This is a genomic window from Anoxybacillus sp. FSL W8-1294, assembly GCF_037965005.1.
GTDB classification, from domain to species: domain Bacteria; phylum Bacillota; class Bacilli; order Bacillales; family Anoxybacillaceae; genus Anoxybacillus; species Anoxybacillus flavithermus_G.
Genome location: NZ_CP150179.1, coordinates 1,872,352 through 1,895,608 on the forward strand (window position 1 = coordinate 1,872,352; position 23,257 = coordinate 1,895,608).

The following is a 23,257-nucleotide window of genomic DNA, read 5'->3' on the forward strand; positions in this document are numbered from 1 at the left end:
ATATATGGTTTTATAAAATCGTTATATGTAAGCGCTTTTACTCACTCTCATCCTGTAGGTATGTGCGTTTTCTCTCGTTTTAAAAACCTTTCAATGCTTGCAATGCCTCGTAAATCGGTGTCCCTGAAGATTGGCGAAGGTATGGGATGTTATCTCGTACCACTTCTGTCATTTGCGTTTGCACGCGCTTCAGTGCCTTTTTCACGATCGTTTCTCGTTTCGTTTCTTCTCGTTCTTCCACGCCATACATCACTCCATCGCGTGTCCGAATGAGTAACGTATCTTTTATCGCGACGATCGCTCGCAACATCGCTTCAATCCCTGCATCCCTCCAACTTCGACCGTTTTTACTTCGTTTCGCAAACACATGCATCGTTCCTTCCGCACTCCCCATCGCCCTCATGTTTGTCGTGTCAATCCCTTTTTCCTTCAACCATACGCGATAGTCACGTAAACATCCTGGTATCTCCTCGATTCGACGAACAAGCGCCTCGAGTTGCTTTTCCTTCTCCTCATGTTCTAACGTACCGATGGCACTTGTGAGTTCTCGTAACACACCTTCTTCATCCCATGATGCTAACTTCTTTCGAATCACCCGATATCTCGCATGACCTCGGAACAATTGACGAATCTCTCTTGCCACATGGAACCGATCAAGCTGAAAGTACCCCCTGTCCCCGAAATATTCTCGACACGCTGTAATCCATGGGGCTCCATCTCCATTGATGACCACCCAATCCTCAAACGGATCATAGCTGTATTCCTTCATCAGAAAATTCTCTACAGCTTCCCAAATCGGTTCATTCGTTTGATGAACCATATACCGTCGATTCACTAAGGATACGCGTTTCCCGTTTTTCTCCCATCCTTGGTGAATCGTGATGATCTTTTCTTCTTTTCCTTTGATGCGGCTTCGTTGACGTTTCACGTACAACCCGTCTGCTTCGATAAAAAACACGCGCCCTTTTTTCTCCATCGCACGGTGCCCTTCCACCTCTGCCTCGATGATGGACTGGCGAATCGTTTCGTGACTCATACATGCATACCCCACCAGCTTTTCAAGCGACTGCGCAGCCTGTCGATACGAAGAACCCGTCACGGCGAGATGAATCGCTGTCTCCTCTAATAGCGGACTCACTCCATGCGCCCCATCGAACTGAAGAAAGACATCGAGTAAAGACGTATACACCTTTTTTTCACGGTCAAAGTAGTAGTTTCGCTTCACTTCCACCTCTCCAAATAGCGTTTGGAGTCGGATCGTCCGCTTATCTTTGAGCGCATATCGTTTCTTGTCCCGCTGTTCTGCCAATGTGCGGTCGATCTCCTCCAACACCTGTTGAAGGAGATGACCATATTGTTTTTGCATATGTCTAAATAAAGACTGTTCGATCTCTTTTAATGTCAAGCCGTTTGTGATATAATCCTGCATGGGCTCCACTCCTTTCTTTGGTTGTATTTTTTTCTCACTTACTACCTTACCAGGAGGAGAGCCCGTTTTTCATCTATTTTGCTTACATATCTGACAGGTTCCTTATTATACCAAATCAGGAACCTGTCTTTTTTTCTCCCACAAACATTTTACTCATACGTCTAGACCGATTCGTTTTACAAATAAGCGCTTCCATCATATAATGAAAGGCAGATAGGGGGAATAAACATGGTCATCGTCATCAAGGGAAACGTCAAATTTACGATTACACTCGATCCGAGCGTGTGGATTTTTGACGATCGCAAAGTAGATGTACATACTTATTTTACACGCCAGCCAGAAATAGAACAACGAGAAGACAACGACGACATTCAAAAAATTTCAGCATATTGGGATCGTGAAATTCAAGAGGGGGCTGTGTCCCCTCCAACATTGCAAACAGAAAAACAATTTGAAAAAGAAAAAATATTAACAGGCACATTTGGTATGCCATTTGCCCCGTTTTTGCGCAACGCGGAACCGAACGACGATGCAACACGTGTCACTATCGTCACAGAAAACGGTGATACGACGATCCCACTTACGGAAGCATATAAGCTGTTATTATGTTTTGCAAAAGAAGGCAAACCACTCAAAGAAGATGGACCTGTCCATATTTATTTCGGCGACGGCTCTAATCGCGACAATCCGATCACACACGTGCGGGCGTTTATCGTCGAGTGAAAAGAGGCACTTCGCCTCTTTTCTTATAAAAGATCGGCTGCAAGCTGCGCCAGCGACGAGCGCTCCCCTTTAATTAACCGCACGTGCCCAGCCACTTTTTGTTCTTTAAATTTTTCGACGACGTATGTGAGTCCGTTATTATATTCATCTAAATACGGATGATCAATTTGGGCAGGATCACCCATTAATACAATTTTACTTCGTTCCCCGACGCGCGTTAAAATTGTTTTCACTTCATGTTTCGTTAAGTTTTGTGCCTCATCAATAATAATAAACTGCTCTGGAATGCTTCTGCCGCGTATATACGTAAGCGCCTCGACTTCAATCGACCCCATGCCTGATAAAATCGCATCAAGCTCACCCGGCTTTTTCGTATCAAATAAAAAATGTAAGTTATCAAAAATCGGCTGCATCCACGGGCGTAATTTCTCTTGTTTTTCCCCCGGCAAATAGCCGATATCTTTTCCAACCGGTACAATCGGGCGGGCGACAAGCAGTTTTTTATATAGCCGTAAATCTTCCGTCTGCATCAATCCTGCCGCTAACGCCAGCAACGTCTTTCCTGTTCCAGCTTTTCCGATTAGTGTTACGAGCGGAATGTCGGTGCGAAGCAACAGTTCACATGCCATCGTTTGTTGCACGTTGCGCGGACGAATGCCCCAAATATGATCGTAATGAAATACAAGTTTGCGCACTTTTTTCCCGGTATGGTCAACGATGCCAAGCGCCGATGACGAACCGCCAAGCGCGTCTTTCATGACGATAAATTGATTCGGATAAAACGGATGGTTTGTAATTTCCGCCAGCACAAGTTCACCTTTTTCATAAAAGCGTGACAAATGCTCCGGACTTATGTACAAATCCAAAAATCCGGTATAAATATGGTCGATTTCAACGACGCGATCGCTTAAAAAATCTTCCGCTTCTAGTCCAATCGCATCTGCCTTGACGCGCACGAGCGCATCTTTACTCACTAAAATAACCGGGCGACCGTTTTCTTTCGTTTGTTCTTCAAGCAATAAATTTTTCGCAACCGCTAAAATGCGATTGTCGTTCGTTTTTTCAACAAAAATTTCTTGCAGCTGCTGAAAGGAGCGATGGTTTAATTCAATGCGCAACACCCCACCGTTATCAAGCGGGATTTTTTCATGGAGTTTGCCGTTTTGGCGCAATTGATCAATAAGTTTGGACACTTGGCGCGCGTTTCTCCCTACTTCGTCCATATATCGCTTTTTTGAGTCCACTTCTTCTAACACGACACCCGGGATGACAACTTCATTATCTTGAAAGGAAAAAATGGAATACGGATCTTGCAAAAGAACGTTTGTATCTAATACGTATATTTTTTTGCTCACGCTTTTTCCCCCTTGACGACCGTCGTTGGACGGGATTGTTGTTTATATATATGAACGGGCGTATAAAGATAGAAGAAGTTTTGCAAAATAAACTTAAAGACGAAAAGGGGTGGAACGATTGAAATATATAATTGTTTTTATTTTGCTTGTTGCGAGCGCCTGTGGACAACAAGCACAGCCGAACGATCGCGATTCGCTCATTCATGTGAAAAATACGACAAATGAAAAAATCGTCAATAAATCAGGACAACAAATTGCCCGTCATCTCGCCCATCTTGCGAGCAGCGTGCCGAATGTAAACGATGCGACCGTATTAGTTGTCGGGAAATATGCGTTAGTCGGCATCGACGTCAACGCTAAACTCGATCCGTCGCGGGTGGGGACGGTGAAATATTCTGTCGTGGAGAGCTTACAAAAAGATCCGTACGGGGCGAATGCGATCGTCATCGCTGATGCGGATTTGAATACGAGGTTAAAAGCCATTCAAAAACAAGTGGAGAAAGGAAAGCCGATTCAAGGATTTATGAATGAACTCGCCGCCATCGTCGGACGGGTCATGCCTGAAATTCCGAGCGACTTTCTTCAAACGAAAAATCCTCGCCCAACACGACAAAACGACAAGCAGCTAAACGATGGTGAACAACAGCAACTCGAAAACGAACAACAAAAACAATCAAACGACCATATGAAATAAGCCGAGCGTATTGCTCGGCTTATGCTTGTTTTAATGCGCTCATCACTTGTTGATCAAGTTTCGCTGCAGCTTGTGCATCATACGTTTTTTCGTATTTCGGTTCGACGGAAATTTTTGCTCCGTAAAACATGACATCGCGCACTTCTTCAATATCGACTTGAACCGCGGCGAGCTTCAACGGAACATTTTCTAATTTTTCAACTTTCACGTGCGCTTTTCCGCTAATGGAGTACGTCGATTCGTTGGCGATTAAAACGATCGAAATCGCTGGATTCGCTTTCACGTTCGCAACGATGCGGGAACGTTGATCGACCGCAAAATATACTTTGTCAGGGGCAGGCGCATACACCCATGAAATCGCACTTGCATTTGGTGCACCTGTTTCGTGGTCAATCGTACATACAATGACATATCGTTCTTTTTGTAACGCTCGGAACAACGGTTCAATTAATGTTGGCTCTACCGCATTTGGCATACGTATCCCTCCTTATTTTTATCATACCTTTTTTTCACACACTTTCAAATGATATGATATACTATTGATCAAAAAAACATGTGAGGTTTGACGATGAGAGTACGATGCATTCTTTGTGAAAAAATAGATACGTTAAACGATGAAACGTTGCTTGCAAAACGATTGCGCAATCGTCCGATTCATACGTATATGTGTGAAACGTGCCATGAGCGCATTGCGCAAAAAACGAAAGAACGGCTTGCAACGGGCAAATTTCGCTTTTTCCGCACGAGCAAACATGAAACAGAATGGTAAGAAAAGCGCCCTGCACGAAGCGTGGGCGCTTATTCGTAATTGACATATTTTTCAGGTTCGCGATTGATTTGATCGAGCATCGTTTCGACGAGCTCGGCTGGAAAGCGAAACGTGCGCGCTTCATTGTTCACAGCAAAAGTAACAGTATAGACGTCATCTTCTTTTGTATATGCGATTTCCTCAATCGCATGATCTTCACGCAACAAATCAGAAAAAAATTGTTCCGTCTCTTGTGCCGCCGTATCATCTGGGCGCGCCTGCGCAACCACTTTAATCGTCAGCCAATTGTATACCGCATCTTGTAATTTCACGCATTTTCCCCCTCGCGACGAAGACGCCATTTATAAATGATTAATACGACGGCAGCGACAAGCAATCCTTCCGCCACAGGTAAAAAGACAGCAAAAAACGTTAAAATCGTACAGCCGAGCACAAGTAGCGTATAAATGACGACATTTTTTAACATCGGTAATTTACGCGCAAAGCCGAGACGATACACAATGATCGCTAACACGACGATCGTCGCGTACAACAACCACATCCCTGTTATCGGCTGTTCGTGCACGTTGTATAGCGAAGCGAAAAATGACAGGCGACCGATCACATCCATGACGACTTCCCCCTATTTCTTTTGCTCAGCGAGTTTTTTCCTTTTCGCAATTTTTTCGCGTTCGTTTTTATCTAATATTTTTTTGCGCAAGCGAATCGATTGTGGCGTCACTTCGCAATATTCGTCGTCGTTTAAATATTCGAGCGCTTCTTCTAACGTCATGAGACGCGGTTTTTTCATCGTCACCGTTTGTTCTTTTGTCGATGAGCGAACGTTTGTCACATGTTTCATTTTGCATACGTTCACAACTAAATCGTTGTCGCGGCTATGTTCGCCAACGATCATCCCTTCATACACTTCCGTTCCCGGCTCGATGAAAATAACGCCGCGGTCTTCGACTTGCATAATGCCATAAGCCGTCGCTTTTCCTGTCTCCATCGAAATGAGTACCCCTTGATGTCTCCCGCCAATTTGACCTGGGATGACGGGTTGATAGCTGTCGAACGAATGGTTTAAAATGCCGTATCCGCGCGTAAGCGACATAAATTCTGTTCGATAGCCGATTAATCCGCGCGCAGGCACGAGGAAAATAAGGCGCACTTGCCCGTTTCCGTTATTGACCATATCGATCATTTCCCCTTTGCGCGCACCGAGCGACTCCATAATCGCTCCTGTATATTCTTCTGGAATATCAATTTGCACGCGCTCGACCGGCTCGCACATGACGCCATCGATTTCTTTCATAATGACTTCTGGCTTTGATACTTGCAGTTCAAAACCTTCACGGCGCATATTTTCAATTAAAATGGACAAATGTAACTCTCCTCGTCCTGAAACGATCCATGCATCTGGCGAATCGGTCGGCTCAACGCGAAGCGAGACGTCTGTTTCTAGCTGTAAACGAAGACGTTCTTCAATTTTTCTCGCTGTGACATGTTTTCCTTCTCGTCCTGCAAACGGGCTATTGTTCACAAGAAACGTCATTTGTAACGTCGGTTCGTCAATGCGAAGCGGAGGCAATGCTTCTTGCGCGTCAAGCGGACATACTGTTTCACCTACGTTAATATCTTCCATTCCGGAAACAGCCACTAAATCGCCCGCTTTCGCTTCTTCAATTTCGATGCGTTTTAATCCGAGGAAGCCAAACAGTTTTGTGACGCGAAACGTTTTCACAGAGCCATCTAGCTTCATAAGGGCGACTTGTTGTCCCACTTGCATGCGCCCGCGGAAAATACGGCCGATTCCAATGCGACCGACGTAGTCGTTATAGTCGAGAAGGGCGACTTGAAATTGAAGCGGCTCATCGCTATTGTCGATTGGAGCCGGAATATGCTCAATAATCGTTTCAAATAGCGCCGTCATGTCGGCGTCTTGTTTGTCCGCATCTAAACTTGCCGTTCCGTTAATCGCTGAAGCGTACACGACCGGAAACTCAAGCTGGTCTTCTGATGCCCCGAGCTCAATGAATAAATCAATCACTTCATCGACGACTTCGTGTGGGCGCGCAAATTCGCGGTCAATTTTATTAACGACAACAATCGGCGTTAAGTTTTGTTCTAACGCTTTTTTTAACACGAAGCGTGTTTGTGGCATACATCCTTCGTATGCATCGACGACGAGCAACACCCCATCAACGAGCCGCATAATGCGTTCGACTTCTCCACCGAAGTCGGCATGTCCCGGCGTATCTAAAATGTTAATGCGCGTGCCTTTGTATTGAATGGCTGTATTTTTTGCTAAAATCGTAATGCCTCGTTCACGCTCTAAATCGTTGCGATCAAGCGCCCGTTCTTCCACTTGTTCGTTCGCCCGAAACGTGCCAGATTGGCGAAGCAATTGGTCGACTAACGTCGTTTTTCCGTGGTCAACGTGCGCAATAATCGCGATGTTGCGAATATCGTTTCTCAATGGTTTCAACTCCTATTTTTCAACATTGCGCGTCTATTATAGCACAAACATAGTAGAAAAGCGGAATGTTTTGTTGTAATCTAAAGGAAAGAGGAGGAAAACATATGAATAAATTTCAACCGCTTTTTTTTATAATGGCGCTACTTGCGACGATAACGTTAATAGGCACCGGCATTGCGATCGCTTATCGACATGTGCCAGCAATCGTCGGTTCTCTTATTGCCTTTTTTGGCGTGATGGGGCTTAGTTTTTCACTAAAAAAAAGAAAAAGCGCTAACGAGCGATAGTTAGCGCTTGATCATCGCAAGTATTTCTTCATGCAATCCCGGTTTTGAAACAAACACCGAGCTTTTTTCAATCATATTGAGCGGCTCACCGTACAAATTTGTCACCACGCCGCCTACTTCTTCAACAATAACCATCCCACCAGCAATATCCCATGGCGACAACCGAAGCGTAATGTACGCATCTAGTTTACCTGATGCGATGTACGCCATCTCAAGTGCCGCAGAACCGTACGAACGCGTGCCGCGCGCTTTTTTCACAAGCGGTGCTAGCACATGGGGGTCGATGCGACGGTTTTCCGTCACCCACGTCGCATTTAATGAAATGATGGAGCGATCAAGCGTTGTTTTCTCAAGTGGTGGAAGCGGCGTGCCGTTTAAAAACGCCCCTTTTCCTTTTTGAGCATAATATAGTTCGTCAAACGCCACATCGTAAATGTAGCCAAGCATGCCTACCCCATCGTGAAACACCCCAACTGAAATGGCGAAATGACGCTGCTGGTGGACAAAATTCATCGTGCCGTCAATCGGATCAATGATCCAAACGGTGCCGTCTAACGCCTCGAGCTGATCACCAAATCCTTCTTCCCCTAAAACGTGATGCGTCGGATACGTTCGGCGAATGCGTTCAATAAAAAATTGTTCAATTTCGCGATCGACATTTGTTACTAAATCGGACGGGCTTGATTTCGTTTCGATTTTTAGTTTCGTTTGAAACGCATCGCGTATGCGTTCCCCTGCTTCGCGAATCCAATGCTGCATATGTTGATCAATTTCGTTCCACATATTCATCCTCCTGCATATACTTATGTAGAAAAGGCGGCGCTTGCCGCCTTTCATTTCGACAGACGAATAAGTTCTTGGCGCAGTCTTTCGAGTTTTCGTTTACATTCATTTTTTTCGCTTCATTGTTTTCTAACATCGCTTCATAAAGGGTGGCTAGTTCATAATCAACTTCGAGCTTTAATACTTTGATTCGGCGTTCTCCATCCATTCTTTGCAATCCATCGGCAGTTTTTCGCATATCGTGCACCCCTTCCGCTCTTTTTTTTCTGAAAATTCTTTTTTATATATTATGTAACGGAAGGGGGATATGCAACTTTACATTTTCACAATCTCTCCGTTGGACAACTCTTTTCCTTTTTTGATTGTTTGGTACGATGAATAGCCGCTTACTTTTTCAAATTCATCGCATAGTTTTCGCTCTTCCGCTTTGCTTGGAACGATTTGTTTAAAGCGGCGATATAAGTTCATGAGTTGCTCTCGCTCAATCCCTTGTTCGTACGCTTGTTCAACGCCTTCGTAAAATTTAATAACGTCAATGATTTCTTCTGTCGACCAGCTGTAATCAATCGGATACGCATATTTCATGATGTTCACCTTTCTCTCATCGTTGTCTTCCTTTAGTTTGCCCAACGTGCGCGAATTTGTTCTGCCTCTTGAATGATGCGCGCAAAAAGTTCGCTAACGGTCGGCACATCGTGAATAAGTCCGATCACTTGCCCCGCCCATGCAAACCCTTCTTCCGTATTGCCGTCGTAAATGAACCGCTTATTCGCTTGTCCGCTAATGTACTCTTTTAGTTGTTCATACCCTTTTCCTTCTCGTTCAAACTGTAAAATTTTTTCCGTCCATTCGTTCAACAAAGCGCGCGCAGGGGCACCGAGCGATCGTTTAATGACGACGGTGTCGCTTTCTGTACGTTCCACAAGCATTTGTTTGTACACAGGATGGGCATGAATGCACTCTTTTGTCGCAATAAAGCGCGTGCCCATCTCGATTCCTTCCGCTCCAAGCGCAAGGGCAGCCATCAGCCCGCGCCCGTCGCCAATGCCGCCTGACGCGATGACCGGAATCGATACGGAATCAACGACGCGCGGCACTAGGACGAACGTTCCGATATCGTGTTTGCCGAGATGTCCGCCCCCTTCTTGACCGACGACCATAACCGCATCTGCGCCGAGCTCCTCTGCTTTCACTGCTTGGCGTACCGCCGCCACGAGCACAAGCTTTTTCACCGGCACGCCTTGTAACTGCTCAAAAATCGGAGCAGGGTTTCCACCTGTCATCGAAATGACCGGCACGTTTTCTTCAATCGCTACGTCAAGCATGTGCGCAAACGGACGCCCATGTTGTCCGATCGCAAAATTCACACCAAACGGTTTGTCCGTTTTTTCCCGCACTTTTTTAATTTCTTCGCGCAGCTCATCAGGCGTCTCAAGCGACATCGCCGTAATTTGCCCTAGCCCCCCGGCATTCGACACCGCCGCCGCTAAATCGGCATACGCTAAATACGCTAACCCTCCTTGAATAATCGGATAACGAATACCTAACAGCTCGGTTACCCTCGTGTTCCAGTTCATCCTTTATTCCTCCCCTAATAGCAATGATAACATGTTTCTATTCCGCATATCTATTTTCCTCTTTTTGATTGAACGAACAACAAAATTCCCCTCACTTCATCGCGAGGGGACGATTTTCAACTTTTAACAGAAACAATAGGTTCTAGTTTATAGTTATTGATACGAAAAACGTAGTCACACAAAATATCAATGTCTTCTTGGTTGTGACTTGTTAATAAAATTGTGCGTCCTTCGTTTTTAAAGGCTAACAATAACCTACGGATTTTATTTACACTTTCTGCATCTAGCGCATTAAATGGCTCATCCAATATAAGTATTTGCTGATCTTCCATAATTGCTTGAGCAATGGCTAATTTCTGCTTCATCCCTAAAGAATAATGCTTTACTTTTTGTTTCGCCGTCGGTTGAAGTCCGACCATTTCCATCGTTTCAAAAATTTTTTCATCGCTAATCTTTCCTCTAATCATTGCTAACTCCTTTAAATTTTGAAACCCTGTTTTATTAGGGATATAACCGGGACGATCTATAATAATCCCAATATTTTCAGGGAATCGTTTGCTTTTTCCTATCTCAACTCCATTCACAATAATTGTGCCTTCATCTGGAAATACAAACCCACATATCATTTTAAATAAAACAGATTTGCCAGAACCGTTTGGTCCTACAATGCCATATATTCTTCCTTTTTCCACATTCAAGTCAATGTTTTCGAAAAGTGTTAATCCTTTATACGATTTACTTACATTTTTCAAAGAAATAATAGACATTTTTCATCCCTCCTATTTCATATGTTCAAGCTTTGCTTTAACAAATATCGAATGATAACATATGAAATCATATTCGCTATAACTAAAATAAAGGTTAAGTAATAAGGAGAATAGTCTGCTAAATAAACGATACTATTCAATCCTACAGGAATGAGTGCCTTTGCATTGATTCCAGGCAACATCACGACCATAAGTATGCTCATCAAAGCGACACCGTATATTGACTCTCTGCTTATCCAAGAAACAATAAAAATTAGACTTACGTAAAAAATCATTTGTAAAAAACCGTTGATGAAAAAGTGGTAACCGATTTCAAATAAAGAGTTCGGAAGCAACGTCACGTAAAAGTCGGTATTTGCACCAAAACAAACAGCTATCGTAAATGAAAGAATGACTAGTCCAAACAAAAATACAACGATAATTACCATTAACTTCTTCATCCAACTCCAAAACCATTTATTTAAACTTCTAAAACGAATGATTTTATAGTATCCTAATTGTTCAATCTCGTTACTTAAAAAAAGCAGCTGGATTAAATAAGTAAATCCAAAAAACACAACTAAGTAAAAGAAAAAAGGAATATATGCGAAACGTTCAGCACTAACCCCAGCAAAAGACATGATGAGAACGTCTGAATTTGTCGCATGCGAAGATTTGACTAATGATTGAGCTGTTGCGCTCACTCCCATGACGCAAAGAGAAAAATAAACAACTATTGGTATGTTCGATTTTATTGATGAAATATATCGTCCTTTATTTACATCTAAAAATTGCAAAAGCCATACACAGAAGACAAGAAAAATAATAACTACGCTATAAACTTGTATAGGAGAATGAAAAGCATTCACTCCACTCGTAATTGAAAAAAACGTAACAGGAGATAAAAAGGCAATCTCATTTGGAAACAACTTAAATCCTATAATGTTGAAAAGAAAAAATAATATACTAATAAAAATTACAACGTGCTTACTTTTAGTTAATACATATATAATCGCAAAAACAATATGTAACAATGAAAATGTTAAAAGCACTAAAATAAACTGAGCGATAAATGCGAATACCGGTTTTTTAAAAAAATATACGAGTTCGTGAAGAGTGTTAGTAAAATGTGCTGCTTCGCTCAGTTCACTCCAGTTCCATGAGTACGGAAATCCAATTGTCATAAATAACGACATAAAAAACCATAAAAATAGCAGCGGAAAAATGTTCATCCAGAAGTTTCTCAGCGAATAATATACCCATTTCTTAAATGACCCTAAGCGAATTAAAATTTGATAATCAAAGTCCACAAAAATAGATTTTACTAAAAAAAATAGCACAATCGGAATAATAAAATAAATAATGAGATATGCATCGTTTAGTGAACGTAAAGCGATATCCCAATTGTTAAAGCTCACTTTTTTTTCATAAGCAACTTGAACAATTTCTTGTTTTAGCATCATGCTGCGAAGGTAAAAAACAATACCTACAACGATCCACTTCACACCAAACATATGTTCTGTAATTTCTTTTATCGTATATTTCCATCGCTTCCTCACTTATATCATCCATTCTTCCCTATTTTTTATAGAAAATATAAAAATGATGATTAAAGCAATAAATAAAAGTGAAAATGGGACGAGCACGGTCCATAAAGGCTGCTGTTCAACATTGAACGGAAAAATCGTACTAAGCGGCGAAAACATCGGTACATGAAGTAAACCTGTTACAAAGTTTAAAATATGGTAAAAAAGAAAAGGAAGCGATAAAGCGATAAATGGGTTGCTTACGTTCAGTAATAGCATGAAAGCGATTGTCGAGTAAACTACACCGTTTATAGCAACCCACAAAGAATAAATAAAACCGTAAGCGAGATCTCCATACCGCAAAAACTGCGAAAAAGTGACCGCAGGAATGCGCACATTTTCAGTTGGAGAACTATAATTAATGATTCCTAGATGCTTCTCAACATAAACGATAAAAATAAATGGAATAAAGATAAGCAAAAATGTAACCATGCCAGTTAACAAAGCATTCATTAACGCTTTACTCATGATATAAATACGCAATGGAACCCTAGTACGAGTATATGTGATAAAGTTGTTTCTTTGTTCTTGCAAAAAAGAAGGCAAGTAAATAATAATAGCAATAACAGGAAAAAGTAGCGGAATGATTCCTGATACGGTTTCCTGAAATACTTCAACCGGTTCATAAAATTGATAGCCATTTCTTATCATATGAAATCTGATCGTTGGCAATAAAACAATCACGCTTAACCACAGAAATACATTTCTTTTTGTAAATGCCCTTTTTAGTTCTACTACTAATTGGTTATGTAACATTTCCCCACCTCATTTCGTGAATCATCGCGAAAAAACTAATCGTGATCGTCCAGGTAATTCCCCAACGATCACGATTATCACCTTTTTAATTGCTTCTCCACTTTCCAGACACTTGAACATTAACTGGTGTTGTAATATCATTACTGAATTCCACTCGTACACTCAATCCTTTAGGAACAGATCTTCAAATTAAACAACCTCTTATTTAAAATTTTGGTACATTTTCATTATAATAGTTTTTTTTTTTTTTTCAATAGTTTAATAGAATATTTTAGTTTATTAACCAAAATTTAAATTTTATATCTTATGTAAAAAGTGATACATATTATATATATTCTCGAGCATCTCACTCATATTTCTTTTGAAAAAAATAAGGTGACTATGATAAATGTTTAGATCATCTTGTTGATCTCACTCATATTTCTTTTGAAAAAAACCATCTTTCCAAACGTATAAAGAAGTGCTATAATTCACTTTGTTTTATGTAAATCCAAGTTAAAGAGGTGTACAGCGAAATTGTCACAGTATGAAACACCGTTATTTACCGGACTGTTAGAGCATATAAAGAAAAATCCGATTCAATTTCATATTCCTGGCCATAAAAAAGGAGCAGGCATGGACGAGCAGTTTCGCTCCTTTATTGGAGAAAATGCGTTAGCGATGGATTTAATTAATATCGGTCCGCTTGATGATTTACATCAACCAAAAGGAATGATTAAACGCGCGCAAGAACTTGCGGCAGAAGCGTTCGGGGCGGACTATACGTTTTTTTCTGTGCAAGGAACGAGCGGCGCGATTATGACGATGGTCATGTCTGTCGCAGGACCGGGCGATAAAATTATCGTTCCGCGCAACGTGCATAAATCCGTTATGTCTGCCATCGTCTTTTCGGGAGCGACACCGATTTTCGTCCATCCGGAAATTGATAAAGAACTTGGCATTTCACATGGCATTACGCCAGAAGTGGTAGAAGTGGCATTAAAGCAACATCCCGACGCCAAAGGGGTGCTCGTCATTAACCCGACGTACTTTGGCATTGCTGGCGACTTAAAGCGCATCGTTGACATTGCGCACGCGTACGGCGTTCCTGTTCTTGTTGACGAGGCGCACGGTGTGCACATTCACTTTCATGAAGATTTGCCGCTTTCTGCAATGCAAGCAGGGGCAGATATGGCTGCAACGAGCGTGCATAAACTCGGCGGCTCGATGACGCAAAGCTCGATTTTAAACGTAAAAGAAGGGCTGGTGTCGGCAAAGCGAGTTCAAGCGATTTTAAGCATGTTAACGACGACATCGACGTCTTACTTATTGCTCGCTTCGCTCGATGTCGCACGCAAACGGCTTGCGACAGAAGGACATGAGCTTGCGGAACAAGCGATTCGCCTGGCGAATGAAACGCGCAAACAAATTAACGACATCGATTATTTATATTGCGTCGGAAAAGAAATTCTCGGGACAGAAGCAACGTTTGATTACGATCCGACGAAGCTCATTATTTCCGTCAAAGAGCTTGGACTCACTGGCTACGACGTGGAAAAATGGCTGCGTGAACGATACAATATTGAAGTCGAATTGTCGGATTTATATAACATTTTATGTATTATTACACCGGGCGATACGGAGCAGGAAACGAACGTATTAGTTGATGCGCTTCGTCATTTATCGAATGAATTTCGCCATCAAGCGGAAGTCGGGAAAAAAGCGGAAGTGATTTTACCAGATATTCCTGTGCTTGCGCTCACCCCACGCGATGCGTTTTATGCGGAAACGGAAGTCGTGCCGTTTGATGAATCGGCAGGGCGCATTATCGCGGAGTTTGTCATGGTTTATCCACCTGGCATCCCGATTTTCATCCCGGGCGAAATTATTACGGAAGAAAATTTAAATTACATTCGCAAAAATATCGAAGTCGGCTTGCCTGTTCAAGGTCCAGAAGACGATACGTTGCGAACGTTGCGCGTCATTAAAGAACATCATAGACGATAAAAGCGGAGTGTAGCACTCCGCTTTTAAAAAAAGAGACTGGCGAAAACCAGTCTCTTTTCTATATATATCCTCCCCATCCCCCAAAGCTTATTATTCCTCGTCTTCACAATCGCATGTGCAACATTGACCGTACAATACCGTTACTTTTTCATCTTCAAAATGATCGATTGTCGCATTGCATGTTTGGCATACAATTGTACCCATCCCCGATAACCCCTTTTCCTTTGGAATGTTTGAAAACGTTTTACTGATTACATAATAATATGTCACATTTATTTTGTCAATAGGAATTAGTATGACATATTTAAACAAAAAAAGAGACGTATTTCACGCCTCTTACTCATATTGTTCAACATAAGGTGTCGTTGGTAAAATGTCTGAGAAAAATTCAGCTAAATCTTCAGCTTGTTCTTTTGTGTCGATGCGAAATATTCGTTGTAAGTAGTCGTGGTCTTCGATGTCTTTCGGGTCGAGGAGAGCGGAGCGGCCTGTTTGCATACAGATGACAAGTGGTTTGCCAAAAAACATGCTCGTATAAACGATGCCAAAATCGTAGCGAACGTCTTTTGTCGTAAAACCGACGAACCTCACTTTTACTTTTTCATGCTCATCATACATTTTTTCAAATACGTGCATATCATTCCCTCCTTCTAATAGGTTAACATTCATTATACCGCATCGTTTATATTTTCGCAATTATTTGTTTTTTTATATATATTCATGATACAATGAAAGTGATTTCAACATGTTTGAGGTGAACAAAATGGCTCATACAGCTACCATTGAACTTGTCCCTGCATCAACGTGGGAGACGGTGACGTTAGAACAATGTAAGCAATTGCTTGAACAATTTCGCGATATCGCCCGCAAAACAGGCGAACAGCTTGGCTGGGACTACGAACAGTACGCTTTTCCATACGATATCGTCATAAACGAAGACCGCATCATTCTCGTCGGAAAAGATGCACGTTATCATATGATTGAATGCCGCATTCATGAGCGTGCGGTGGAGTTTGCTTTATCGAAACAAGCGACGCATGGCGATAAAGGAAAAGCGAATGAACTATGTAAATTTTTCGCTAAACGAATGGCAGGAAAACTGCATTTATTTAACGGGCGAGTGATGTATTATTACAAACGATAAGCCCAAAAAAGCTCGCGGCAAAGAAAATAAATGGCAATCGTCGAGACGGTTGTCCAACATGCTTGTCTTTTCGTTAAACGAAACCGAAGCGCAAGCAAAAAAGCAACATACATAAACATGACAAACAACAACGCTTTAAAAATAAAATGATCGTGGGCCGATCTCCATTCGATGAGCGAAAACAAACTCCATAAAATCATTTGAAGTAAAAAGACGATATACATGTTTATACACCCCTTACAAACATCATATGATCGTCTCAAAAAAATCATGAAAAAAGAGGACGGCGAAGCCATCCTCTTTTATTTGTTAATAATATGAATTGGGCTACCGATCGCCACTTCCGCTGCTTCCATCGTAATTTCACCGAGCGTTGGATGCGCATGAATCGTCATCGCAATATCTTCTGCTGTCATGCCTGCTTCAATCGCTAAGCCAAGCTCTGCGATCATATCCGATGCGTTCGGTCCGACGATTTGTGCACCGATAATGACGCCATCGTCTTTCGTTAAGACGAGCTTTAAGAAGCCGTCTGTTTCGTTTAACGCAAGGGCACGGCCGTTTGCACCGAACGGGAATTTTGCGGTAATGACGTCAATGCCTTCTTCGATCGCTTGTTTTTCAAAGTAACCGACAGACGCGCATTCAGGATCGGAGAAGACGACAGCTGGAATCGCTAAGTAGTCAATTTCAGACGGATGACCAGCGATCGCTTCTGCCGCAATTTTTCCTTCGTATGATGCTTTATGCGCAAGCGGTGGTCCTGCCACGATGTCACCGATCGCGTAAATGTTCGGCACGCTCGTGCGGCATTGCTTGTCGATTTCAATTAAACCGCGTTCTGTCATTTTGATGCCAATTTGTTCAAGTCCCATTTCTTCTGTGTTCGGACGGCGACCAACAGTAACGAGCACGTATTCGGCATCGACCGTTTTCGTTTCGCCGTTTACTTCAAATGTTACCGTTACGCCGTCTTCACGCTCTTCAACACCTTTCGCAAGCGCGTTTGTAAAGACGTCTACTCCTTTTTTCTTCAAGCGACGACGAACGACAGCGCTCATTTGTTTTTCGAAGCCAGATAAAATTTCATCCGCGCCTTCTAAAATCGTAATTTTCGTTCCGAAGTTTGCGTATGCTGTTCCTAATTCTGTACCGATGTAACCGCCGCCGATGACGACCATTGATTTTGGAATTTCAGGCAAGTTTAATGCGCCTGTCGAGTCAAGGACGCGCTTTGAAAATTTAAACGCTGGCAGCTCGATTGGGCGAGAACCTGTTGCGATAATGGCGTTTTTAAATTTGTACGTTTGCGCGCTATTTTCTGTCATGACGCGAACGGTATTTTCATCAACGAAATACGCTTCTCCGCGCACGATTTCTACTTTATTTCCTTTTAATAAACTTTCTACGCCACCTGTTAATTTTTTCACGACGCCCGCTTTCCATTCTTGCACTTTTGAAAAGTCAACTTTTACGTTTTCTGCAAAAATACCCATATCTTGTGAATGTGTTGCAATTTCGTAACGATGACCGGCAGAAATGAGCGCTTTTGACGGAATACATCCGACGTTTAAGCACACACCGCCGAGGTTTCCTTTTTCAACGATCGTTACTTTTTGGCCGAGCTGCGCCGCACGAATCGCTGCGACGTAACCGCCAGGACCTGCACCGACGACGAGAGTTTCTGTTTCAATTGCGAAATCGCCTACTACCATCGCATTACGCCTCCATTAATAATAATTCAGGATCGTTTAATAAACGTTTAATATGATTTAACGCATTTTGTGCCGTTGCACCGTCGATCATGCGGTGATCGAAGCTTAATGACAACGCTAATACTGGAGCGATAACAATTTCACCATCGCGCACGATCGGTTTTTCTGAAATGCGACCGATACCTAAAATCGCTACTTCTGGATGGTTAATAACTGGTGTAAACCATTGGCCGCCTGCAGAACCGATGTTTGTAATTGTGCACGTTGCACCTTTCATTTCGTTTGGCATTAATTTGCCTTCGCGCGCTTTTGTTGCAAGCTCGTTAATTTCTTTTGCGATCGCAAAAATCGATTTGCGGTCGGCATGTTTCACAACCGGAACGAGCAAGCCTTTATCTGTGTCCGCTGCAATTCCGATGTTGTAGTAATGCTTATGAACGATTTCTTCTGTCGCATCGTCAATCGACGTATTAAGCGCTGGATATTCGCGAAGCGCAGACGTTAACGCTTTAACGACATATGGCAAGAACGTTAACTTAATGCCTTTTTGCGCTGCGACGTCTTTAAATTTCTTACGATGCGCAACGAGTTTTGTCACATCGACTTCGTCCATTAATGTAACGTGTGGTGCGGTATGTTTCGAGTTCACCATCGCTTTGGCGATCGCGCGACGAATGCCGCTCATTTTCTCGCGTGTTTCTGGGAACTCGCCTTCAAGAACAACTGGCTGTGGTGCTGGTGCCGCTTTTTGTTCTTGCGCTGGCGCAACTGTTTCTGCTTGTGGTGCTTTCGTTTCTGGTTGTGGCGCTGCACCGCCTGCCAAGTACGCATCGATATCTTGTTTTAATACGCGGCCGTTTTTGCCTGTTCCTTGTACGAGGCGAATGTCGACACCTTTTTCACGCGCATATTTGCGCACTGATGGCATCGCGATGACGCGTTTTTTCGGCTCCGTGCTTTGTGCAGCTGGCTCTTGTTTTACTTCTTCTTTCTTTTCTTCTACTTTTGGCTCATCGCCATGATCGCCTTTGAATTTTAAGTTTTCGTATCCTGGCGCATCAAATTTAATTAACGTTTGGCCAACCGTTGCGACTGTGCCTTCGCTCACTAAAATTTCTAATACTTTTCCTTTGACTGGAGATGGAATTTCTACTACCGCTTTATCGTTTTGTACTTCGCAAAGTACGTCATCTTCGTTTACTTCATCGCCCGGCTTTACAAACCATTTAACAATTTCACCTTCGTGAATTCCTTCACCGATATCCGGTAATTTAAATTCAAATGCCATGGATCTCAACCTCCTATTTCTTAAATGGGGAGGGGAAGGCCCCCTCCATTAAAACGTCATGACTTTTTTCACCGTTTCAATCACATCTTTAAAGTTTGGCAACCATACTGGCTCTGCTTGCGAGAACGGATATACTGTATCTGGTGCCGCGACGCGCAATACTGGCGCTTCAAGGCTAAGAATCGCACGTTCATTAATTTCTGCAACAACGTTTGCGGCAATACCTGCTTGTTTTTGTGCTTCTTGTACAACAACCGCACGACCTGTTTTTTCAACTGATGCGATAATCGTTTCAATGTCTAACGGTTGAACGGTACGTAAGTCGATGACTTCAACAGAAATACCTTCTTTTTCAAGCTCCTCTGCTGCTTTTAATGACTCGTGCACCATTGCACCGTACGTGATGACAGACACGTCTGTTCCTTCACGTTTAATGTCTGCTTTTCCGATTGGAATCGTATATTCGCCTTCTGGCACTTCTTGACGGAACGAACGGTACAATTTCATATGCTCTAAGAAAATGACCGGATCGTTGTCGCGAATGGCTGAAATGAGTAACCCTTTCGCATCGTACGGTGTCGATGGGATGACAACTTTTAATCCTGGCTGTTGTGCAACAAGCCCTTCTAAGCTGTCAGCGTGCAATTCTGGCGTATGTACGCCGCCACCGAATGGCGAGCGAACCGTAATTGGCGCATGGAAGCGTCCGCCAGAACGATAGCGCATGCGCGCCATTTGACCAGAAATGGAATCCATCACTTCATAGACGAATCCGAAAAATTGAATTTCAGGCACAGGGCGGAATCCTTGCAACGCTAAACCGATCGCTAAACCGCCGATTCCTGATTCTGCAAGCGGTGTGTCGAATACGCGATCTTCGCCAAACTCTGCTTGCAATCCTTCTGTCGCGCGGAATACCCCGCCGTTTACACCGACGTCTTCACCGAACACAAGAACGTTCGGGTCTTTGCGCATTTCTACGCGCAACGCATCCGTGATTGCTTGAATCATTGTCATTTGCGCCATTGCTTATTTCGACTCCTTTTCTTTGTAGATTTCGTATTGTTCTTTTAAAAACGCAGGCATCTCTTCGTACATGATCGACATTAAGTCTGTTACTTTTTGTTTTGGTGTTTCGTCCGCTTTCTTAATCGCTTCTTTAATGTCTTCTTTCGCTTGTTCGATCACGCGACTTTCTTCTTCTTCGCTCCATAATCCTTTGTTTTCTAAAAACTTGCGGAAGCGAACGAGCGGATCTTTTTTCTCCCATTCGTTTTCAAGCTCTTTCGAACGATAGCGTGTTGGGTCGTCTCCTGCCATTGTATGTGGACCGTAACGGAAGCAAAGCGTTTCAATCAATGTTGGTCCTCCGCCGTTAATTGCACGCTCGCGAGCGTCACGAACTGCGACATACACGGCAAGCGGATCCATTCCGTCAACTTGAATGCCCGGAATACCTGCTGCAACTGCTTTTTGGGCGATTGTTTTTGCCGCGGATTGTTTTTCGACTGGTGTCGAAATCGCAAAACGGTTGTTTTGAACGATAAAGATCGCTGGTGCGTTAAATGCCCCTGCGAAGTTCATTCCTTCGTAGAAGTCCCCTTGTGATGCACCGCCGTCACCTGTATATGTAACCGCAACCGCTTTTTTGCCGCGTTTTTTCATACCAAGCGCAACGCCGGCTGCTTGAATAATTTGCGCACCGATAATAATCTGCGGCGGCAACACGTTTACATCTTCAGGAATTTGGTTGCCATGGAAATGTCCGCGTGAAAATAAAAATGCTTGGTAAAGCGGTAAACCGTGCCAAATCATTTGCGGAACGTCACGATAGCCCGGTAAAATGAAGTCTTCTTTTTCTAGCGCGAAATGGCTCGCTAATTGGCTCGCTTCTTGTCCTGCGGTTGGCGCATAGAAGCCGAGACGTCCTTGACGGTTTAACGAAATGCAACGTTGGTCAAGTACGCGCGTGTATACCATGCGGCGCATTAACTCTTTTAATTGCTCATCTGTTAAATCTGGCATTGCCGCTTCGTTTACGACTTCGCCTTCTTCATTTAAAATTTGAAATGTCGGGAACTGCTCAGCGACTTTTTCAAGTTGCTTTTTCACATCAAATAGGGGCTTTTTACCCATGTTGTTCACCTCATCCTTTCTTTTTCAACACGTAAAATGATGCACCTTTTAATTTGCCCAAAAACGATTTGTTTTTACTACGCTTGTGTATGAAAAGCTGTATTAATAAAAAAAGCAATTACGATTAATACAACTGTTTTTTTACATCTTTCAGTTTACACCTTTCGACAACGCACGTCAACCAGTTTGCTTGACACGTTCTATGCAAAAATGAAATTTAGAAAATTTTAACTGTGTTATGAATCTGTTATACTTATTTTTTTCAATCTGTATTATTTCTGTTTTACAACGTGTTTATGTATGTTTCGTCAGGCGATTGCACTTTTGTGCATGATCGCCCATAATAAAACGTAGTCTACTTTATGTATGAAGGAGTGAAACGACGTGATTACGATGAAAGATATTATTAAAGATGGGCATCCGACGTTACGAAAAGTAGCGGAAGAAGTTCCCCTTCCCCCTTCTGAAGAAGATCGCCGCATTTTAGCGAGTTTATTGGAATATGTAAAAATGAGCCAAGATCCTGAGCTAGCGAAGGCATACGGGCTTCGTCCAGGCATTGGCTTAGCTGCCCCACAAATTAACGTCTCGAAACGAATGATTGCGGTGCATGTGACGGATGAAAAAGGAACGTTGCATAGCTATGCGTTATTTAATCCGAAAATTGTGAGCCATTCGGTTGAGATGTGCTATTTAACGAGCGGAGAAGGTTGTTTGTCTGTAGACGAAGCAATTCCGGGTTACGTGCCGCGCTATATGCGCATTACCGTCACCGGAACGACGCTTGAGGGCGAAACGGTGAAACTGCGCTTAAAAGGGCTTCCAGCGATCGTGTTTCAACATGAAATTGACCATTTAAACGGCATTATGTTTTATGACCATATTAATAAACAAAATCCGTACGACGTGCCAGCTGGCGCCATTCCGATTGAACGATAATAATAAAAGGGCTACCATGACGGTGCCCTTTTATTTTACTAAACCAAGGTGACGTAGTCCGAATAAAATGCCGTCTTCATCGACCGGTTTTGTAATGAAATCAGCTACTTTTTTCGCTTCTTCATGCCCATTTCCCATCGCGACGCCTGTACCGACAAAGCGAAGCATTTCTGTATCGTTTAACCCGTCGCCGAACGCATAAACGTTTTCGCGCGGAATGCCGAGTTCGTTCATCATTTTTTTAATTCCTTCTGCTTTTGACCCTCCATACGGCAATACGTCCGTTGACACCGCATGCCAGCGAACGAAGTGAAACGTCGGAAACGACGTCACATACGGCTGTTCTTCTTCCGGCTTGCAAAACAAGAGCGCTTGATAAATGTCGTTTCGTTCATCATACGTTTCATCGTGCGGTGGATGCTCAAACTTTAAGCTGCCCATGCCTTCGTGAATGTACGGATGATCGGCTACACTTGCTCGCATCGTGTCGGCGTCCATAAAAATAAGCGGATGGTCATTGTCGCGTGCCATTTGTTTTAATGCGCGGAGCTGTTCCCGATCAAGCGGTTGATTGTAAATGACCTCCCCTTCAAAAACAACATACTGTCCGTTAAAGCTGACAAACGATTGAATGTCAAGCTCTTTTCGCAGCCATTCAAACATAAACGGCGCTCGTCCGGTGGCGATCGCTACATATACCCCTTGTTTTTTTAATTCATGTATCGCTTCATATGTCGATTCCGGCAACTGTTTATCATGATCTAACAACGTTCCGTCAATATCAAAAAAGACGATCTTTCTCTCCATGCTTCTCGCGCTCCTCGTGTAAAAGTTCACAAACTTACCGTAACGGAACTGCGCCATATTGTCAATAAATTGGTTGTTT

Annotated in this window: 27 protein-coding genes and 1 pseudogene; 7 read left to right on the forward strand and 21 right to left on the reverse strand. The window is 42.9% G+C overall.

Going from position 1 to position 23,257, the window contains the following annotated elements; all coding sequences use genetic code 11:
* Positions 1-79 precede the first annotated feature (79 nt).
* The gene (locus NSQ23_RS09920; protein WP_075039588.1) at positions 80-1,429 is read right to left on the reverse strand and encodes an ISLre2 family transposase; all 1,350 of its coding nucleotides are present in this window, start codon (positions 1,427-1,429) and stop codon (positions 80-82) included.
* A gap of 228 nt (positions 1,430-1,657) precedes the next feature.
* Between NSQ23_RS09920 and NSQ23_RS09925 the strand changes: the two genes are divergently transcribed.
* Positions 1,658-2,152, forward strand: coding sequence for a peptidyl-prolyl cis-trans isomerase (locus NSQ23_RS09925; RefSeq protein ID WP_339170534.1), 495 nt, complete (start codon positions 1,658-1,660; stop codon positions 2,150-2,152).
* A 23-nt stretch (positions 2,153-2,175) separates the two neighbouring features.
* Here NSQ23_RS09925 and NSQ23_RS09930 read toward each other — a convergent pair whose 3' ends face one another.
* Positions 2,176-3,507: a PhoH family protein gene (locus NSQ23_RS09930; RefSeq protein WP_339170536.1), complete on the reverse strand. Its 1,332-nt coding sequence runs from the start codon at positions 3,505-3,507 to the stop codon at positions 2,176-2,178.
* 109 nt (positions 3,508-3,616) lie between these two features.
* Here NSQ23_RS09930 and NSQ23_RS09935 point away from each other — a divergent pair, with 109 nt between their 5' ends.
* Positions 3,617-4,201: a YhcN/YlaJ family sporulation lipoprotein gene (locus NSQ23_RS09935; RefSeq protein WP_339170540.1), complete on the forward strand. Its 585-nt coding sequence runs from the start codon at positions 3,617-3,619 to the stop codon at positions 4,199-4,201.
* Positions 4,202-4,220: 19 nt separating this feature from the next.
* Here NSQ23_RS09935 and NSQ23_RS09940 read toward each other — a convergent pair whose 3' ends face one another.
* Positions 4,221-4,676, reverse strand: coding sequence for a pyridoxamine 5'-phosphate oxidase family protein (locus NSQ23_RS09940; RefSeq protein ID WP_339170542.1), 456 nt, complete (start codon positions 4,674-4,676; stop codon positions 4,221-4,223).
* A gap of 93 nt (positions 4,677-4,769) precedes the next feature.
* Between NSQ23_RS09940 and NSQ23_RS09945 the strand changes: the two genes are divergently transcribed.
* Positions 4,770-4,970 carry a YlaI family protein gene (locus tag NSQ23_RS09945; protein WP_004891284.1) on the forward strand — a complete coding sequence of 67 codons (201 nt, stop codon included), beginning with the start codon at positions 4,770-4,772 and terminating at the stop codon, positions 4,968-4,970.
* 29 nt (positions 4,971-4,999) lie between these two features.
* Here the strand turns inward: NSQ23_RS09945 and NSQ23_RS09950 are convergent, their stop codons facing one another.
* The 3 genes from NSQ23_RS09950 to typA are packed head-to-tail and all read right to left on the reverse strand — an operon-like array spanning position 5,000 to position 7,428.
* The gene (locus NSQ23_RS09950; protein ID WP_339170545.1) at positions 5,000-5,281 is read right to left on the reverse strand and encodes a hypothetical protein; all 282 of its coding nucleotides are present in this window, start codon (positions 5,279-5,281) and stop codon (positions 5,000-5,002) included.
* Positions 5,278-5,580 (reverse strand): YlaH-like family protein, encoded by a 303-nt coding sequence (locus NSQ23_RS09955; protein WP_006321349.1) that lies wholly within the window; start codon positions 5,578-5,580, stop codon positions 5,278-5,280. Before NSQ23_RS09955 ends, NSQ23_RS09950 begins: the two co-directional genes overlap by 4 nt.
* 12 nt (positions 5,581-5,592) lie before the next feature.
* On the reverse strand, positions 5,593-7,428 hold the full coding sequence (typA, locus tag NSQ23_RS09960; RefSeq protein ID WP_339170547.1) for a translational GTPase TypA: 1,836 nt from the start codon (positions 7,426-7,428) through the stop codon (positions 5,593-5,595).
* A 104-nt stretch (positions 7,429-7,532) separates the two neighbouring features.
* On the opposite strand from typA, the gene NSQ23_RS09965 reads away from it, so the two are divergent.
* Positions 7,533-7,715 (forward strand): DUF5325 family protein, encoded by a 183-nt coding sequence (locus NSQ23_RS09965; protein ID WP_064220898.1) that lies wholly within the window; start codon positions 7,533-7,535, stop codon positions 7,713-7,715.
* Here NSQ23_RS09965 and NSQ23_RS09970 read toward each other — a convergent pair whose 3' ends face one another.
* The 7 genes and pseudogenes from NSQ23_RS09970 to NSQ23_RS10000 form a co-directional block, all read right to left on the reverse strand.
* Positions 7,716-8,498, reverse strand: a complete 783-nt coding sequence (locus tag NSQ23_RS09970; RefSeq protein ID WP_339170549.1) for an inositol monophosphatase family protein — start codon at positions 8,496-8,498, stop codon at positions 7,716-7,718.
* A 50-nt stretch (positions 8,499-8,548) separates the two neighbouring features.
* A pseudogene (locus NSQ23_RS09975) lies at positions 8,549-8,736 on the reverse strand (hypothetical protein).
* Positions 8,737-8,813: 77 nt separating this feature from the next.
* The gene (locus NSQ23_RS09980; protein ID WP_339174376.1) at positions 8,814-9,083 is read right to left on the reverse strand and encodes a UPF0223 family protein; all 270 of its coding nucleotides are present in this window, start codon (positions 9,081-9,083) and stop codon (positions 8,814-8,816) included.
* A 32-nt stretch (positions 9,084-9,115) separates the two neighbouring features.
* Complete coding sequence (locus NSQ23_RS09985) at positions 9,116-10,075, reverse strand: nitronate monooxygenase family protein (protein ID WP_339170550.1); 960 nt, start codon at positions 10,073-10,075, stop codon at positions 9,116-9,118.
* Between the two features lie 116 nt (positions 10,076-10,191).
* The gene (locus NSQ23_RS09990) at positions 10,192-10,842 is read right to left on the reverse strand and encodes an ATP-binding cassette domain-containing protein (protein WP_064220893.1); all 651 of its coding nucleotides are present in this window, start codon (positions 10,840-10,842) and stop codon (positions 10,192-10,194) included.
* 17 nt (positions 10,843-10,859) lie between these two features.
* Positions 10,860-12,380, reverse strand: a complete 1,521-nt coding sequence (locus tag NSQ23_RS09995) for a hypothetical protein (RefSeq protein ID WP_339170552.1) — start codon at positions 12,378-12,380, stop codon at positions 10,860-10,862.
* Entirely contained in the window at positions 12,381-13,058 is a 678-nt protein-coding gene (locus NSQ23_RS10000; protein WP_339170555.1) for an ABC transporter permease, read from the reverse strand. It lies immediately after the preceding gene.
* 621 nt (positions 13,059-13,679) lie between these two features.
* Between NSQ23_RS10000 and NSQ23_RS10005 the strand changes: the two genes are divergently transcribed.
* Positions 13,680-15,149, forward strand: coding sequence for an aminotransferase class I/II-fold pyridoxal phosphate-dependent enzyme (locus NSQ23_RS10005; RefSeq protein WP_339170558.1), 1,470 nt, complete (start codon positions 13,680-13,682; stop codon positions 15,147-15,149).
* A gap of 90 nt (positions 15,150-15,239) precedes the next feature.
* Here NSQ23_RS10005 and NSQ23_RS10010 read toward each other — a convergent pair whose 3' ends face one another.
* Complete coding sequence (locus tag NSQ23_RS10010) at positions 15,240-15,353, reverse strand: GapA-binding peptide SR1P (protein ID WP_003395198.1); 114 nt, start codon at positions 15,351-15,353, stop codon at positions 15,240-15,242.
* A 132-nt stretch (positions 15,354-15,485) separates the two neighbouring features.
* Positions 15,486-15,785, reverse strand: a complete 300-nt coding sequence (locus tag NSQ23_RS10015; RefSeq protein WP_004891299.1) for a DUF3055 domain-containing protein — start codon at positions 15,783-15,785, stop codon at positions 15,486-15,488.
* A gap of 127 nt (positions 15,786-15,912) precedes the next feature.
* On the opposite strand from NSQ23_RS10015, the gene NSQ23_RS10020 reads away from it, so the two are divergent.
* Positions 15,913-16,293, forward strand: a complete 381-nt coding sequence (locus tag NSQ23_RS10020; protein ID WP_004891301.1) for a DUF1885 family protein — start codon at positions 15,913-15,915, stop codon at positions 16,291-16,293.
* On the opposite strand, the gene NSQ23_RS10025 is transcribed toward NSQ23_RS10020, so the two are convergent.
* From NSQ23_RS10025 to pdhA, 5 genes are all read right to left on the reverse strand, one after another.
* On the reverse strand, positions 16,281-16,517 hold the full coding sequence (locus tag NSQ23_RS10025; RefSeq protein WP_004891303.1) for a hypothetical protein: 237 nt from the start codon (positions 16,515-16,517) through the stop codon (positions 16,281-16,283). The two genes, NSQ23_RS10020 and NSQ23_RS10025, sit on opposite strands and share 13 nt — an antisense overlap.
* Positions 16,518-16,595: 78 nt before the next feature.
* Positions 16,596-18,008, reverse strand: a complete 1,413-nt coding sequence (gene lpdA, locus NSQ23_RS10030; protein ID WP_339170561.1) for a dihydrolipoyl dehydrogenase — start codon at positions 18,006-18,008, stop codon at positions 16,596-16,598.
* Positions 18,009-18,012: 4 nt separating this feature from the next.
* A complete protein-coding gene (locus tag NSQ23_RS10035; protein WP_004891306.1) occupies positions 18,013-19,296 on the reverse strand; it encodes a dihydrolipoamide acetyltransferase family protein in 1,284 nt (427 codons plus the stop codon).
* Positions 19,297-19,344: 48 nt separating this feature from the next.
* Positions 19,345-20,322 (reverse strand): alpha-ketoacid dehydrogenase subunit beta, encoded by a 978-nt coding sequence (locus tag NSQ23_RS10040; RefSeq protein ID WP_339170564.1) that lies wholly within the window; start codon positions 20,320-20,322, stop codon positions 19,345-19,347.
* Positions 20,323-20,325: 3 nt separating this feature from the next.
* Positions 20,326-21,432, reverse strand: coding sequence for a pyruvate dehydrogenase (acetyl-transferring) E1 component subunit alpha (gene pdhA, locus NSQ23_RS10045; protein ID WP_155732697.1), 1,107 nt, complete (start codon positions 21,430-21,432; stop codon positions 20,326-20,328).
* A 384-nt stretch (positions 21,433-21,816) separates the two neighbouring features.
* Here pdhA and def point away from each other — a divergent pair, with 384 nt between their 5' ends.
* Entirely contained in the window at positions 21,817-22,371 is a 555-nt protein-coding gene (gene def, locus NSQ23_RS10050) for a peptide deformylase (protein ID WP_006321317.1), read from the forward strand.
* A gap of 30 nt (positions 22,372-22,401) precedes the next feature.
* Here the strand turns inward: def and NSQ23_RS10055 are convergent, their stop codons facing one another.
* Positions 22,402-23,178: a Cof-type HAD-IIB family hydrolase gene (locus tag NSQ23_RS10055; protein ID WP_339170567.1), complete on the reverse strand. Its 777-nt coding sequence runs from the start codon at positions 23,176-23,178 to the stop codon at positions 22,402-22,404.
* Between the last annotated feature and the right edge of the window lie 79 nt (positions 23,179-23,257).